General features: G+C 41.8%; 13 protein-coding genes and 2 pseudogenes. 7 read left to right on the top strand and 8 right to left on the bottom strand.

Translation table 11 applies throughout. The annotated features are described in order from the left end of the window. Positions 1-14: 14 nt before the first annotated feature. Both AC3G3F_RS16190 and AC3G3F_RS16185 read right to left on the bottom strand, forming a co-directional pair. On the bottom strand, positions 15-1,385 hold the full coding sequence (locus tag AC3G3F_RS16190; protein ID WP_079814221.1) for a PTS galactitol transporter subunit IIC: 1,371 nt from the start codon (positions 1,383-1,385) through the stop codon (positions 15-17). 3 nt (positions 1,386-1,388) lie between these two features. Continuing rightward, the gene (locus tag AC3G3F_RS16185) at positions 1,389-1,925 is read right to left on the bottom strand and encodes an RpiB/LacA/LacB family sugar-phosphate isomerase (protein WP_079814222.1); all 537 of its coding nucleotides are present in this window, start codon (positions 1,923-1,925) and stop codon (positions 1,389-1,391) included. Between the two features lie 379 nt (positions 1,926-2,304). Here AC3G3F_RS16185 and AC3G3F_RS16180 point away from each other — a divergent pair, with 379 nt between their 5' ends. The 7 genes from AC3G3F_RS16180 (at position 2,305) to hxlB (ending at position 7,571) form a co-directional block, all read left to right on the top strand. After that, positions 2,305-3,060: a DeoR/GlpR family DNA-binding transcription regulator gene (locus tag AC3G3F_RS16180; RefSeq protein ID WP_079814223.1), complete on the top strand. Its 756-nt coding sequence runs from the start codon at positions 2,305-2,307 to the stop codon at positions 3,058-3,060. A gap of 352 nt (positions 3,061-3,412) precedes the next feature. Continuing rightward, the gene (gene gatA / locus AC3G3F_RS16175) at positions 3,413-3,862 is read left to right on the top strand and encodes a PTS galactitol transporter subunit IIA (protein WP_079814224.1); all 450 of its coding nucleotides are present in this window, start codon (positions 3,413-3,415) and stop codon (positions 3,860-3,862) included. Between the two features lie 21 nt (positions 3,863-3,883). Beyond that, entirely contained in the window at positions 3,884-4,177 is a 294-nt protein-coding gene (locus AC3G3F_RS16170) for a PTS sugar transporter subunit IIB (protein WP_025106018.1), read from the top strand. Positions 4,178-4,204: 27 nt separating this feature from the next. Continuing rightward, positions 4,205-5,458 carry a PTS transporter subunit IIC gene (locus AC3G3F_RS16165; protein WP_079814225.1) on the top strand — a complete coding sequence of 418 codons (1,254 nt, stop codon included), beginning with the start codon at positions 4,205-4,207 and terminating at the stop codon, positions 5,456-5,458. 18 nt (positions 5,459-5,476) lie between these two features. Then, positions 5,477-6,121, top strand: coding sequence for a ribulose-phosphate 3-epimerase (gene rpe / locus AC3G3F_RS16160; protein WP_079814226.1), 645 nt, complete (start codon positions 5,477-5,479; stop codon positions 6,119-6,121). A gap of 122 nt (positions 6,122-6,243) precedes the next feature. Further along, complete coding sequence (locus AC3G3F_RS16155) at positions 6,244-6,996, top strand: SDR family NAD(P)-dependent oxidoreductase (protein ID WP_079814227.1); 753 nt, start codon at positions 6,244-6,246, stop codon at positions 6,994-6,996. A 14-nt stretch (positions 6,997-7,010) separates the two neighbouring features. Beyond that, complete coding sequence (gene hxlB / locus AC3G3F_RS16150) at positions 7,011-7,571, top strand: 6-phospho-3-hexuloisomerase (RefSeq protein WP_000116120.1); 561 nt, start codon at positions 7,011-7,013, stop codon at positions 7,569-7,571. A 49-nt stretch (positions 7,572-7,620) separates the two neighbouring features. Here the strand turns inward: hxlB and AC3G3F_RS16145 are convergent. The 6 genes and pseudogenes from AC3G3F_RS16145 to AC3G3F_RS16120 form a co-directional block, all read right to left on the bottom strand. Next, positions 7,621-8,813: pseudogene (locus AC3G3F_RS16145) on the bottom strand (IS4 family transposase). A gap of 188 nt (positions 8,814-9,001) precedes the next feature. Beyond that, a pseudogene (locus tag AC3G3F_RS16140) lies at positions 9,002-9,360 on the bottom strand (tyrosine-type recombinase/integrase); the annotation flags it as partial. A gap of 283 nt (positions 9,361-9,643) precedes the next feature. Then, the gene (locus AC3G3F_RS16135) at positions 9,644-10,510 is read right to left on the bottom strand and encodes a hypothetical protein (protein WP_053510592.1); all 867 of its coding nucleotides are present in this window, start codon (positions 10,508-10,510) and stop codon (positions 9,644-9,646) included. A 302-nt stretch (positions 10,511-10,812) separates the two neighbouring features. Further along, positions 10,813-11,415 carry a hypothetical protein gene (locus AC3G3F_RS16130; RefSeq protein ID WP_079813369.1) on the bottom strand — a complete coding sequence of 201 codons (603 nt, stop codon included), beginning with the start codon at positions 11,413-11,415 and terminating at the stop codon, positions 10,813-10,815. A gap of 400 nt (positions 11,416-11,815) precedes the next feature. Further along, the gene (locus AC3G3F_RS16125) at positions 11,816-12,613 is read right to left on the bottom strand and encodes a hypothetical protein (protein WP_079796553.1); all 798 of its coding nucleotides are present in this window, start codon (positions 12,611-12,613) and stop codon (positions 11,816-11,818) included. A gap of 173 nt (positions 12,614-12,786) precedes the next feature. Continuing rightward, complete coding sequence (locus AC3G3F_RS16120) at positions 12,787-13,716, bottom strand: hypothetical protein (RefSeq protein WP_079796554.1); 930 nt, start codon at positions 13,714-13,716, stop codon at positions 12,787-12,789. Positions 13,717-14,283: the final 567 nt, after the last annotated feature.

Here is a 14,283-nt window from a genome sequence, read left to right as displayed (position 1 = left end):
CACCTTATGAAGTTTTAAGCCGTTTCTTCCGCCTCAGTTTTCAACTGACAGCGCGCTTTCTGTTTGAGTAAGTAGCCTACGGACAACAGCAATACAGCGGCGAGAGCATAGCCTGCGATGCCAACATGGCTGAGTCCAGCAAAGAGTCCGGTGAACGGGTTAGCTGACGGGTTAAGCGATGAATACATCACGCTGGCATCAGGATTGGTGCCGAATTTCTGGAACACTTCATTCGTTGCTGGAGCCATCCAGGAAGCGATGTATAAGCCGCCGCCAAACAGGATGATGGAGGTCACCCAGGTACGAATAATGTTGCCATTAAAAACAGGTACCATGCACGCAATAAAGAATACGAACTGCGAGAGGTCTCCCAGAGGCATCACTCGGTTGCCGGGAAGGACAACGGCGAGAATAACAATGACCGGGATCAGCAGCAGTGCAGGCGCGATAACTGAAGGATGACCAACAATCAGTGCGGTATCCATCCCGACAGTGATCTCACGATCCGGGAAACGTTTAACCAGTTTCTTACGTGCCACGTTGGACAGCGGAACCAGACCTTCCATCATGATTGAGGTCATGCGTGGCAGCAGGAGCATCACAGCGGCAAGGTACATACCCAACTGCAGGCTGGCGATAATGGTGTGATACGGAGATTCCCAACCATAACCACAGAAGCCAAGAAGAATACCAATAATGAAACCAACCATGGTCGGATCGCCAAGGATACCAAAGCGTTTCTGAATGCTTTCCGCCGTAACGTTCAGATTACGGAATCCAGGGATGCGATCGTATATCCAGTTAAACGGATAAGCGAACAGCAAATAGGTGTTTGCAACCGGGTGGGAGATGGCAACGCCTTTTGGCAGGTTGAAGAATTTTTCGTTGTTTTTCGCACCCAGGTCAGCCGCAATAAGCGCCCAGACATGGAACAATGCAGCCGTAAGAACACCGTAAAGGAAGCTGCCGGAGTAAACTCCAACGATTGCTCCCATTGAGGCATTTTGGTGAAGGTTAAATACGTCAACGTTTACGCAGTCCGTCAAACGGGCCACCAGCATGGCAATATTCACGGCAACGCACAGAGGAATAATTATCGCCCCCATGCTTGAGCCAAAACCCATAACTGCTGTGGCTGCGCCGCCAACATCAATGGCGCTCAGTGAGGAGCCGGTGGCCTCAGCAAGCCCTGTCACCGCTGGCTGCATTTTTTCAAGCATCAGCTTGATGGTCATGGTTAATGCAATAAAACCGATACCGACTTTAATGGCGGATGAAATACACTCCGACAGGGGACGCCCCAGAAGTTTCATCAGTATAAGGAAGATGACCGGTATAAAAATAAAGTTACCCAGGTCATTGATAAACTGTGTGATCAGTTCCATTTATTAGCCCTCAGATTTCTCATCATCTGGTCTGAAACCCATATTCCATCGAATATCTTCAGGTTTCGTCAGCAATGCGTTGTCACTGCGTTCTGCTTCCAGTAGATTCTTTTTGGAATTTTCCCTTGCAGTGGCAAAGTCAAACGCATTGTCATACCAGGCATCAATGATCATTTTTGTGTATTCAAGATCATTAACTCTGCAGCCAAGTCCAATCACCTGCGCATTGTTACTGAGTCTTGCTCGCTTGGCCGAGTAGGGGTTGGTGACGGCGACAGCACGAATCCCCCAGTGCTTATTTATCTGGCAAGTAAAGCCAATTCCGGTTCCGCAAATGTAGATACCTAGGCGGCATTCGTCCCGCTGAATAACACCTGCCATTTCATCCGCAAGACGAGCGAAGTTGTTGAAACCGTCTTCTTTTCGTTTAACGGGATCGTACACGACCTCGGCATTTTTCTCTTCTTCGAGGTACTTTTTAATTTCCTCCTTACGATCAAACCCTACATCATCACATGCGATTGCAATTTTCGTTTTCATCTCAACTAACCTGTCATAAAGAACTTAAACCAAGTATGCAGTTGGTAAATATTGGTTGTCAACTGAGATCAATATCACAAAAATTATAACATATTGATTTTATTAAAATTAAAAGCCAATAAAAACAAATAAAAGCTAATTTTCACCAATTTCGTGGCGCTGTTCTGGGACGAAGGATTTACAGCATGTAGTGAATGAACTTGATTTAATATAATTAATGCATTGATTTAAAATGGTTTTAATTTTTTGACTGTTACTTTCACGAATGACTGCCCACAGGCTGATGGCAACTCGTCTTCTGATGGAGTTTGTTTTTGTTTGTATCTTGTGTGCTATGATTCGCTTCATTGCATTGAGTTGAAAGGTTATGGGGGGAAGGATGTACCTGGTTGAAGAAAGGAGAAAATTGATCCTTGAAGAGATTATTTCGGCGGGTACCGTGTACGTTAGCGACCTTGCTAAAAAGTATGAGGTCACTTATGAAACCATCCGTAAAGATCTCACCCATCTTGAAAAAAAAGGGCTGCTGGTTAAAAGCCACGGAGGAGCGACTTTAAAGCAGGGGGCTGTTGAACATCCTTTCCAGGTCAGGGAAAAAGAAAACAGTACTTTCAAACAAGCTATAGCCAGAAAAGCGCTGGATTTTATCCCCCCCAATAGCTCAATGATTATTGGTACTGGGAGTTCTAACTATGAACTGGCTAATCTGTTGTGCATGAAATCTGGCTTTAAAATTTTTACCGATTCTTTGCCGGTGGCCAGTGTGCTGATCGAGTCAGATAACCAGGTCTTTTTGTTCGGCGGAGAACTGAGGAAAAAAAGCTCTTCTGTCTTTGGCGGGTGGGCTGTGTCAATGATTAATGATATTAATGTTGATCTATGCTTTATCGGCACCGATGGCTTCAACAATATGACGGGCCCGTCCACTCCCTCCTCCTCAGATGCCTTTCTGGATCGAACGATCATTGCCCATTCCGAGAAGAGATATATCCTGGGCGATTACACTAAATTCCAGCGCAGCAGCTTATTTAAGATCTGCGACTGGTCTGAGATTACCGCGCTGATCACTAATGATATTGCTGATAAGGACGGTGTTGCCGAAGTTGCGAAACATACGACAGTGGTAACCTGTTGATTCTAAATTCAATGACGGCACATTTCATGTGCCGTTGTCCTGCTGAAACAACAGTTATCAGCACGCCGCGCTCATAAGAGCATTTGAGGTATTGTCATCGTAAAAACCCCCAGAATAAGTCATTTTAATTTAATTCATTAAAAATCAATAAGTTAATTATTTTCAGTGCATTAATCAATCACCACATTTGCTCATATGAGCATTTTATGCAATGCGCTTATGTGATTTAGTGTGATCAAGATATAACTTTTGCAAGCTCCCCATTTCAGCAATTCACTGATGTGCTATAACTGCTCATGTGATTGAGCATAAGCTCAATCACATGAGCAAATGGTAAGGTGAGGAGAAAAAAGTGGGTGCAATTTCTATCAATGTCGCGGATGGGGCGGCATACAAAAATTATGATGAAGTGCTGGAGCATATTCACCAGAAACATCTGGCCGATGGGATTGTAAAAGAGACTTACCTCCAGGCGCTGCGTGAACGTGAAGCCGACTACCCAACTGGAATTTTACTTGACGGCTATGCTGTCGCCATCCCCCATTGTGATAGCCAGCACGCCGTCAGCCCGGCGATTTATATCATTCGTTTGCCACAGGAAATAGAAGTTAATCAGGCAGATGGCGATGAAAAATTGTGGGTTCGCCTGGTTGTCAACCTGGTTGTTACCCAACCTGCAGATCAATTGCAGTTGTTGAAGGCGCTGTTTAACCATCTTCAGTTAGCTGATTTTTACCACCAGATGCTGGAGCTTCCTGCTGAAGAAGCAAAGGCATTGTTTATTAACACGATAATTAAATAACAATTACCCGGAGATTTTACCATGATTACTATCCTCGTAGCCTGCGGAAGCGGTGTAGCAACCTCCACACTTGCCGCTGATGAAGTTAAATCGGTTTGTGCTGAATACGGCATTGCCAACGTTAAGATTAATAAATGCAGCATGTCCGAACTCTCCTCCGAAATGCAAAGCGCTGACGTGGTCCTGACGACGAATAATTATAAAGGTGATATTGGTAAACCGCACATGAGCGTCGCAGGTTTTATTACCGGTATTAACGAAGCCGCGCTGCGTAAAAAATTAGGTGAACTGTTAAGCGAAATTTCCAAAGGCTAAAGTCTAAAAAAGACGGGGGATGGTTAAATGGAAATGTTAAAAAACATCATGTTTACTATTACAAGCATGGGCGCTACAGCAATATTGCCGCTTGTTATTTTCCTTTTAGGTCTGGTTTTTCGAATGAAAGTTGGTGCCGCCATTAAATCTGGCATCACTGTAGGTATCGGTTTCATCGGTCTGGGACTGGTTGTTGGGCTGCTAAACACAGCCCTGCAGCCAGCAATTACGTATTACTCAAAAATTGGCAGCGGTTTCACCGTGGCTGATATTGGATGGCCTGCCGTTGGCGCAGCTGCGTGGGTTGCCCCGTTTGCCGCAATGGTTATTCCTATTGGCATTATCCTGAACCTGATCCTGGTTCGTCTGAAGCTTACCAAAACTCTCAATGTTGATATCTGGAACTACATGCATTTCCTGGTTCCGGGAGCTCTTGCGTATTTCGTCTTTGACAGCTTTTTCCTTGGGTTAGGTGTCGCCGTGGTTCTGAGCGTAGCCGCACTGTTTATTGGTGATCTTATTGCGCCAAGATGGCAGAAATACTATGGCCTGGAGGGGACGACCTGTACCACAATGATCCACATCGGATGGACACTTCCATTTGCATGGGTTGTTAACAAAATTATCGATTTCATTCCGGGGTTAAACAAGCTGGATGTGGATTTAGAGAGCGTTCAGAAGCGACTGGGTGTATTCGGTGAACCCGCAATCATCGGCGTGATTGTCGGTTGTCTCCTGGGATTGTTAACCAAACAACCCATTACAACCATCGTGCCAATGGCGATGGGCGTGGCTGGCGTCATGGTACTGTTGCCAAAAGTGGTTGGGGTCCTTATGGAAGGACTTAACCCGATAGGTAAGAGTGCTAAAGAAATCATGCAAAAGCAGATGGGTAAAGATGCGGAACTGAATATCGGGATGGACTGCGCCCTGGCGCTTGGCGATCCGGCAACTGTGACTGTCACCGTTATTACCATCCCTCTGACAATGCTTTGTGCGCTGGTTTTACCGGGTATTCAGATATTCCCAATTGGCGTTCTGATGTCAATTATCTACATGACGACCATGACCGTCATGGTCAGTAACGGCAACGTTATTCGCTCGATTATCTCAACCTTACTGTTTTGTGTGGTGGTTATGTATCTGGGGGGATATGTCGCGCCCGGTGCAACTCAGTTCCTGAATGGTGCTGGAGTCGGCCTGAATGGCCAGGGTACGGACTTCGTATTAACCGGCCCATGGGAGATTCTGACCTACTGGTTGAGCACAGTTACGCATTAATTTACGGAGTTGACTAAAATGGCACAAATTTTACCATCATTATTTGGTGCAAACATATTACGTTTGCAGGAAGAAATTCAGTTTCTGGAAACAGAAAAAACAGAAATTCTGCATGTTGATTTAATGGATGGCACTTATGTAAGCAATATAGCCTTCGGTCCTAATCAAATTGCAGCAATGAAGAAAGCCAGTTCAATGACATTTGATGTGCATATGATGCTGGCAAACCCGGAAAGACATATCGATGATGTTATTAAAACCGGGGCGGAAATGATTTCAGTTCATTATGAATCAACACCACATGTTCATTATATTATCCAGAAGATCAAGAAAGCCGGACGCAAAGCCGGTGTGGTGCTCAATCCGGGGACTCCGGAACATGTAATTGAATACCTCCTGGATGATATTGATTATATCTTGATTATGACCATCAACCCAGGTCAGCCTGGCCAGACATTTATTGAAAAAAGTCTGGAGAAGATCAGAAATACTAAAAAGATGGTTGCTGAACGCAATATTCAGATTGAAGTTGATGGCGGCGTTAATGCTGAAATTGCTAAAAAGGTAAAAGAAGCGGGTGCTGATTTAATTGTTGTAGGTGGCGCGTTATTTAACGATACACCGAGAGAAAGCTATCAGGCATTAAGGGCAGCGATCCAATAGCAGTTCGGTAAAAAATAAACCCATTAACCCTACACGCTATTATTAGCATTCATTAAATCACCAATTACCTGAAAGGGGAGTTGTCCTCCCCTTTGTCATGAGATTTTGAGGAGTATAGTGAAATGAGTAATTTTGAAGGTAAAGTCGCGCTAGTAACCGGTGGGGCACATGGAATCGGTAAAGGAATTGCTAAGCAATTCGCAGACCGTCGGGCTCATACTGTCATTGTCGATTATAACGAAGAAAATGGTAAAAAGACGGCCGAAGAGTTAACTTTCGGTAATGTTAAATCCTTATTCGTTAAAACCGATGTATCCGATCCGAAAGCTCTGGAAAACGTTCGCGAGCAGGTTTTTCAAACCTTCGGACGCATTGATATTCTGGTATTAAACGCTGGCGTGGCGTTTGCTAATAAGGTTAATAACATCACTTTTGAAGAGTGGAATAAAACGATTGCAATTAACCTTACTGGCCTGTTTAACACCGTTAAAGCATTCTACGACGACTTCACCACTAACCATGGATCTATCGTTTATATCTCCTCCGGCTCGGCGCTTTCCGGTACTGGCGGTGGCGTGAGTTACCCTGCCAGTAAAGCTGGTGGTGAAGGATTGATTCGCGGTCTGGCAAAAGAACTGGGGCCTAAGGGTGTCAATGTTAACGCTATCGCTCCGCGCCTGATTGATACCGGTGAAATGATGCGCGTCAATTATCCTACCCAGGCTGATCTTGATGCTGTTCTGGAAAAAATTCCAGTGCGCCGCCTTGGCACCATTGACGATGTGGCTAACCTGGCAATCTTTTTGGCTGATAAAGACAACTCGTACATCCAGGGGCAAACCATTCTGATGGATGGTGGTCGTACCATCGCTTAAAGGGAGGGAATCACATGAGCGTTCAACAAAATACTTTAAATATCCTGAGTGAGTTGCAGCAAAATGCGATGAAGATTGATGATGCCCAGGCTGCCCAATTCGTCGCACAGATTAAGAATGCCAAACATATCTTTCTGCAGGGCGCGGGTCGTAGCGGCATCGCCATCCGCGGCTTTGCAAACCGTCTTCTCCACCTCGGTTTTTCAGTAAGCGTTGTGGGCGAAATTTCTTCTCCTCATACGAAACCGGGCGACCTGGTCATTATTGGCTCCGGCAGCGGTGAGACCGGCAGTCTGGTGAGCCTGGCGCAGAAGGCCGTAGCCTGTGGCGTGGATGTGGCGCTTGTCACAATGAAAGCGGAGTCCACAATCGGCAAACTGGCCAAAAGTACTCTTGTGTTGCCTGGAACTGTGAAAGAAGACAACGATCGCGAAGAAGGTGCTTTTTCGCAGCCTATGGGATCGGCTTTTGAGCAACTCTGCTTTATCACCTATGACGCAATCGTGCTTGAGCTGATGGCCCAGCTCGGTGAAACCAGCGACACGATGTTTAAGAGACACGCTGACCTTGAGTAATCGCCCGGAAACGTCCCTTATCGGCTGAGAGATCCCCACAAAACCAGTGCTAATAAACCAGCACCATACTTCGGTAGGTTCTGGCGAGATGATGAAGAACGACGTCTAATGCTGTTCGCTTCAAAATTAGCGGAGAGTGTCGCAGGACATTCTCCGCTAATGTCAGATATGAGATAACACGCCGTGATTTAATGCTGTTGGCCTGGTATCTCAGATGTAATCCTGGGTTTTCAGCATGATATCCTATAAGCCACAGCACGATTGTGCTCAGTGTCGCCAGAAGGCTCAGGACTGACAGCCGCCCGGCAGAACGACTGTAACAGGCCCGCAGGCCGAATCCGATGCGTTCACTTTTCTCATCACGGAAATTCTGCTCTATTTGCATTCTTCTGCTATATAACTTCATGATTTCTCGCGGCTTAAACTCTTCTGTGCTGGTAAATATCAGCCAGGGCTCTTTCGCTGAGGCCTGTTTTTCCTTTTCTGTCTTTGGGCTGGATAATCGCCCGCTGGAATGCTGGTTTTTACGTCCTCTGGTTTCCCTTTTATGAAGATAAAAATGGCCTGAACACCGGGCATATTCCGCCCGGGCAAGCCATCCTGCTCCCGGATATTCCGGGCTTGCTTTACCCCGAACATCCGTTATTTTCAGCCATCTTTCGCCATCATGCAGCAGACAGAATTGAACCGTTCCCCTTATGCGGCCAATAAAGTCCCACCCCAGTGATTTTATGTGCCGAAACCATGCACTCTGAACCCCGCATCTGTAATAAGTATGACTTTTGCTTTGGGATTTACGCACCGGTGAATTTCATCGAGAAATTCTTTTTGTATCAGCGAATTATTTTGCTTTGCTGAAGGTACAAGCCGACTAAGCAGAGGGATTGAACGCCCATCACAGATAAGACTGGCACGAAGGATGTGATATTCCTGGGACGGATAACCGCTCCAGTCGACAGCGATAATACACCAGGAAAACTGGCGAGTAAGGAGTGATGTAATATTACGGAATATCAACGGGATATCCTCATGCAAAGAGGTATTACCTGACAGGCGGTCAACGCGTTTTATCCTGTTTTTGACTTGTGCTGAACCAGGAAGGTAGCGACCGATGCTTGTCAGAGTAAGTGATGCACCACGGGTCAAAGCCACGGTAGCATCAAGAAGAGCATTCTGACGATATTGATGAAACGGGCTCAGAGCGCCACGGAAAAATTTCTGGCATAATGTTCGGGCAGGCATAGAGGTGATCTCATTGAATTTGTTAGCGCAATCAGTAGATCACAAAACTCTATGCCTGTCTTTTTTTCTGGGGATTCCTCAGCACAAAAGGGGGCATTTATAAAGATGAAACAAGAAAATATTTATACTTACCAAAGGTTATTTGTGTTGTGTTGTGTTCCTATTATCGCACCAGTATTTTCAAATAGTTATCTTATATTCAAGTAAGCTACATTCTCCTCTTGTGCTGTATTTGTGACATTGCGACCAATAATAGCGTCAATTTTGCTCACGTGTTCAGTCAGGTGTCCCGCTGACAAATGAGCGTAGCGTTGAATCATTTCTGGCGTTTCCCATCCACCCGCCTCCTTGAGTGCAAGAAGAGAAACTCCAGACTGAACCAGCCAGCTTGCTCTGGTGTGCCTTAAGTCATGGAATCGGAAGTTGCTAATGCCTGCCCGCTTTAGTGCTCCCTTCCATGCCTTATTGCTGTCGGTGCGCATTTTCCTGACGGCTGCGGTAAGCTGGGGGGATGCACAAACACCCATCGTTTATGGAGCCCTTGCTGTGCCGCTTCTTCTATCAGCTTCGCCTTCGCCAGTTTCATGGTCCCGTCTATCAACGGCTGAATGAGAAGTGTGTCCGGTGTCGTGCCTTCATGTAAAAAGACGAAGAATTCTGGTCTTGAACTGTCTGGAATCAGGAGCAGTGCATAGAGATAAAAAGGCGCTATTTATATAACGCCAGGACTCTTCAATTATACTCTTAAACGATCGGTATTACCTCTTGTAAGAGGTATGTTTAGGATCTACTGAGGTTTTGAAGCAGTTGCCGCATTCTGAAAATGGCAATTAAATAATGAGCAATTTATCTGCAATTGCCATCCAGCCTGCAGGTTCCTTAATTAATTTATCAACATGATGCTTTCCCCATACAAATCCAGTAAGGCCTTTGCGTTCAAATAATTCAAAGAGAATTGCCCTTGCCGGACCAGAGTCATCATTGTGTCGGCTGAAAGTTTCAATCAGTATTGTTTCTTGCATAGCCCGCCAGTGTAAATCTATTGCAGTGTAGCGGCATACATTAGAATACTTGAGATTTATCCCCACTTTTGCTGCTGAGCTTAACGAGCTACCAATAATGGATAGGGCAGTAGATAATACTGGCACGGCAGACAATACAGCAACGCTGACTTGTCCTCCACGGACGGCTAGTTTTAAATTCTTCATAGTGATAAGAACATCAAGCCAGGACTGAATGGTGGCGCTTTCTTTATACTTCATCGCAATGTCCCGAAAACCCGCTAAATGCCTCATCGTCGATGCGCAAGCTGCTCCTCCCTGGCCGACAGTTCCCACATCAACGCATGTCACCAGGGAACCACCAGCCCCTGCGATAGCAATAGCGGATGACGCTGCCGAAACGTAACCTCTTTTTCGCAGGTACTTAATAGTTTCTGGACTGGAGTTATCATCATGTTGATTCCATACAAACCATGGATTTGGCACAGGTATTACGGGATGGTTATTGATTAAGCTATGGAGTTCTTTGACGATTGTGGTGGTAGCATTAAATACAGGTATGTTTGTCAGGGTATCGATCAGGGCTGTGCCGCTATCAGCAATAGCCCAGAGTATCTCGTTTTTATCAACATCCTCTTTTGCAGCATCCACTATTTTTGTTCTGATTTCATCATAATATGAGTCTGTGTTCTTCATATTTTGTTCTCCTGTGAGCATTTAGAATAATGTATATAATTTTGTTTGAATTTTCATAGGGTGACCATTTTCTCGATAAATAAAGATAAAAGGAGTGTTTCTCATCAAGAGATTTAATGGTCTTAAAAGAAATTTTTATGGAGTAAATTTAGATTTTGTATATTATATTGTTTATGCTGCCTACCAAATCAAAACAATCGTTTACACACATCTTACCGAAGATGTAATATATTATATGCTATTAATTTAATAACGCCATATAATAATTGGTGTAAAAATAGATACAAAGATTCTCATAAAAGTTAATTTCGACTTGTACTTAGTTTATCATATTGACTTAATATTAATTCGCTTTTGGTTAACATGAGGTCTTCAGCTAAAGCGTTATTTAATTCTTGATAGGCATTCCTGTGAAATATGGAACGCTCGCCAGTGAACAATGTTCTATAGTTATCATTCCATCCTGGTGCAGCTCTTCGCAGGTCATTTATTTCTGCTCTTATTTTGATTCCGTGATGAATGTTATCAATAATAAAAGCCTGTTGGTTCATATATTCAGTATAGCGTTCTATTGTTTTTTTCGACCAAATTGCGCGCTGAGAATATACGATTTCATTTAGCATATTATGTGTTTTGATTATTTCTTCGGGGGAGTAGCTTTGCCAATCCCCCTTTTCCTCTATGAAACAGTATATTCTGTTAAGTGGGATCTTTATTTGATCGTAAATACTGAGTCTTTTATCAATAATTTTTGCTGATATATTACTTAACAACGTACGGTGCGCTTGCTGTTCGACTACACTATGTTGCACAACATAGGCAATAGAAGCAACCGATAATGAAATAATAACAGAAACGATAAGTTTAATGATTTCAATTTTACGAGTGAAAGATCTATCATTCATTTTGTTCCATTTCCAATAATCTACATCACTAAAGTAGTAGGTTAAATATTATAGGCGAGTATGATATTATTTAATGTCTCGGCACTTATTAAGGTAGTTGGATAATTCTATTCGGTAGCATTATTTATATTATTCCACTAACAGAATTTAGTGACTAAACGATAAAAAAACATAAATAATGCAAATGACTTCTTCTACTGCTAATATCATTTATAAACAACGCACTTTTCCGGTAAATTCCGTTGCTTTATGACAATTTTTAACGGGATAAGTACAAAATACATAGCATTACCTGGCTTTAAATTTAATTTATAACAAACAGACTATTAATTTAATAATAGTCTGTAAGAGTAACCTATGAGTAGTGCTATGTAAAAAATAGAGGCATAGATATACACTATCAAACCATGTTTTTTAATTTGTCTAAACCAGCTTCATTAGAAGGAACTTTAAATCGACTTGAATCAAGACGAATTTGATTGCGAGAAATAGTTAATTGTCGATTTAATTGTTTTATGTTTTTTTCGATAGCCATTGCTTTTTGTGCATCCCGCGCACAACTATGCCATAAATTATAACCTTTTAAATATTTTACCTTAACAATGTTTCGCTCTGTTGATCTACCCCATCGGCCAGTATCTTTAACAATTACTGTCTCTTTTCTCATAAGTGAAGTCGATATATTAGTTAACAGTATATATTTACTGCTTGCTGTTTTCGCATTTAAACATTCATCTTTTTGTTTAGTGGTAATTTGAGAATGGGCAATATCGATGTCTTTTATTTTTTCATTCAGTTTTAACATAGATTCTTTATAGACTGGCATTAAGTTCACATGTTTTTGCGTAGCATCTTTTATGCTAGAAAAATGTTTCTCCATTCTCTCACTTGCAAGACAAGCGTCAGATTTTATCTGCGTAACATTTTTTAGCGCTTTACTGAGTTTCGCTAATTTTTCGCTTTCACAATGACTACCTTGTTTTTTTATAATATCGTGAAGCGAATTTAATATCGTTAAGTCAGCAAAAGAAATACGCTGATCATTCTTAATATACTTAGCTACTTCTTTATCAATGAATTTTATATCAGCCTTACTCAGGCGAAGTTTAGGTAAGTCCGCAACATTCTGATTTTGCTCTTTTTTATAAGAGTTAATCGTTGTTAAAAAAGTTGAAAGATCTTTATGAGATAATTTCATAATTTATTCTCTGATTGTTTTGTCAGGGTTTATTTATAGAATAGCATGTACGCATCATAACAATGAAGTCCATTTTTATTCTCGTCGTTGTGTAAAGTGCATTGTAGGGGCTCCTTGTTTAATTATTATTTCTTATGTTTCTTATTCTGGCCAGGTGTTTTACGTTCAAAAAATTAATTACCGGAATCTGTTAGCAGTTCTGCATTTTTTCTTATTGTAAGTGCAAATAAATTGTCACGTAGCAACTTTATATTTGACTGTTTATTATGGAAAACTATTGGCGCCGGTTTTACAACCATCTTTTTAAGATCATTCAGGCCCTGGTCATTGTTTGTGATAAAAAATTTTTCTGCTAGTGTATCGATACGGATCTTGCTTTGGATGATACTTTTTTCCATTTTATCCAGATCTGAATTTAGCTTACGAATTTCATTAAGCTCACATTTAAACTGATCCCAGGTTAATGAACTTGCAGGAAGGTTAGATATGGCTTTTTGTATACTTTTAATATCCACGTCATTATATAAAGTAAGGTTATTGTTGATTGTTATTTTATTTGCACATGACTCAATAAAATCTTGAAATTTGATAAGGAGTTGTTTGCTATCTTTTTCTGCTATGCAGTCTGCAAATTTCTGTCTGGCCTGTTCTGGAATATTCCTTTCAGGTAAAGCACTAAGTTTTTCGTATAATATCTGAAAACGACAATCACGCTCTTGTTGCAACCTGCTTTTATGTTGATCTAGTGCCTTAATATTGAGTTTAGTACTCGTAATAGCATCCCATGCCTTGCATGATTCAGATTTTATTTTTGATAAATCTCTAAGAGAGTTATTAAGCTTGGCTAATTTTTTAGCAGTACACTGGCTGCCTTGATTTTGGATGACATCGAACAGTTTATATAATTGTTCTCTATCGTGTGCAGAAATATACTCCTTATTCCTAATATACTTCGCAATTTGTTTATCAATAGACTTGATATGCAAGAAGCTAACATGCCCGGAGTGAGTATTATTGATATCAATATCCTTAGTACCATAAATAGATTCATTTAAATTATTTAAGAAGACTGGAAATGGTTGTGCTGAAGTTGATGTTTTCATTATCAATCCTAAAAGGTGTATTGCCATTATTGTTATTTTTACATGTTGAATCATGTTGATGGAAGTCTATTTTTATTATGATAAGTGTCGTGATTATGGACTATTCTTGATGTGTTTTTGGTTATTGCTAATGTAAAAAGAAAATTGATGATGGAAATATAATAGTATGTGAGGCTATTTTTATATAAAAATATCTTATTTATAGCTCTCTCATGATAATTTCTGCATTAAATCTGTCTTGTTACCAGAATTTATTTTCGTATAGTCGATGCTGGCGTTAGCATGTCGAAGGATTATCTATTAATAGACTGGATTGCTTCTTGCAAAGTGTGGACATTTTGACGAGGAGCATAGATCTGTTCCGTCATTGTATTCCTGCATATTTATTTGAGAGCGTATAATATCAAGGACTAATTGAATTATCAGAGACCGAGGCTGGTATTGATGCTAACGATTGAACACGATTCTCTATGATTTTCATATGCGCATTATATGTCATGAAAAATATATGTTATACTCACATCCTTGTGAGTAAGGCTACGCTGACATATAAAAAATTGTATCACT

The sequence above is a fragment of the Salmonella sp. FC25216 genome (assembly GCF_057751355.1).
The sequence above is the reverse complement of the archived record's forward strand: the minus strand, read 5'-3'. Positions and strand labels throughout refer to the sequence as shown.

Bases quoted from the DNA above. Each gene is read 5' to 3' on its own strand.
- AC3G3F_RS16180 (WP_079814223.1), top strand. From the start codon at position 2,305: ATGTACCTGGTTGAAGAAAGGAGAAAATTGATCCTTGAAGAGATTATT.
- AC3G3F_RS16120 (WP_079796554.1), bottom strand. From the start codon at position 13,716: ATGAAAACATCAACTTCAGCACAACCATTTCCAGTCTTCTTAAATAAT.
- hxlB (WP_000116120.1), top strand. From the start codon at position 7,011: ATGAGCGTTCAACAAAATACTTTAAATATCCTGAGTGAGTTGCAGCAA.
- rpe (WP_079814226.1), top strand. From the start codon at position 5,477: ATGGCACAAATTTTACCATCATTATTTGGTGCAAACATATTACGTTTG.
- AC3G3F_RS16125 (WP_079796553.1), bottom strand. From the start codon at position 12,613: ATGAAATTATCTCATAAAGATCTTTCAACTTTTTTAACAACGATTAAC.
- AC3G3F_RS16130 (WP_079813369.1), bottom strand. From the start codon at position 11,415: ATGAATGATAGATCTTTCACTCGTAAAATTGAAATCATTAAACTTATC.
- AC3G3F_RS16165 (WP_079814225.1), top strand. From the start codon at position 4,205: ATGGAAATGTTAAAAAACATCATGTTTACTATTACAAGCATGGGCGCT.
- AC3G3F_RS16135 (WP_053510592.1), bottom strand. From the start codon at position 10,510: ATGAAGAACACAGACTCATATTATGATGAAATCAGAACAAAAATAGTG.
- AC3G3F_RS16185 (WP_079814222.1), bottom strand. From the start codon at position 1,925: ATGAAAACGAAAATTGCAATCGCATGTGATGATGTAGGGTTTGATCGT.
- AC3G3F_RS16190 (WP_079814221.1), bottom strand. From the start codon at position 1,385: ATGGAACTGATCACACAGTTTATCAATGACCTGGGTAACTTTATTTTT.
- AC3G3F_RS16155 (WP_079814227.1), top strand. From the start codon at position 6,244: ATGAGTAATTTTGAAGGTAAAGTCGCGCTAGTAACCGGTGGGGCACAT.
- AC3G3F_RS16170 (WP_025106018.1), top strand. From the start codon at position 3,884: ATGATTACTATCCTCGTAGCCTGCGGAAGCGGTGTAGCAACCTCCACA.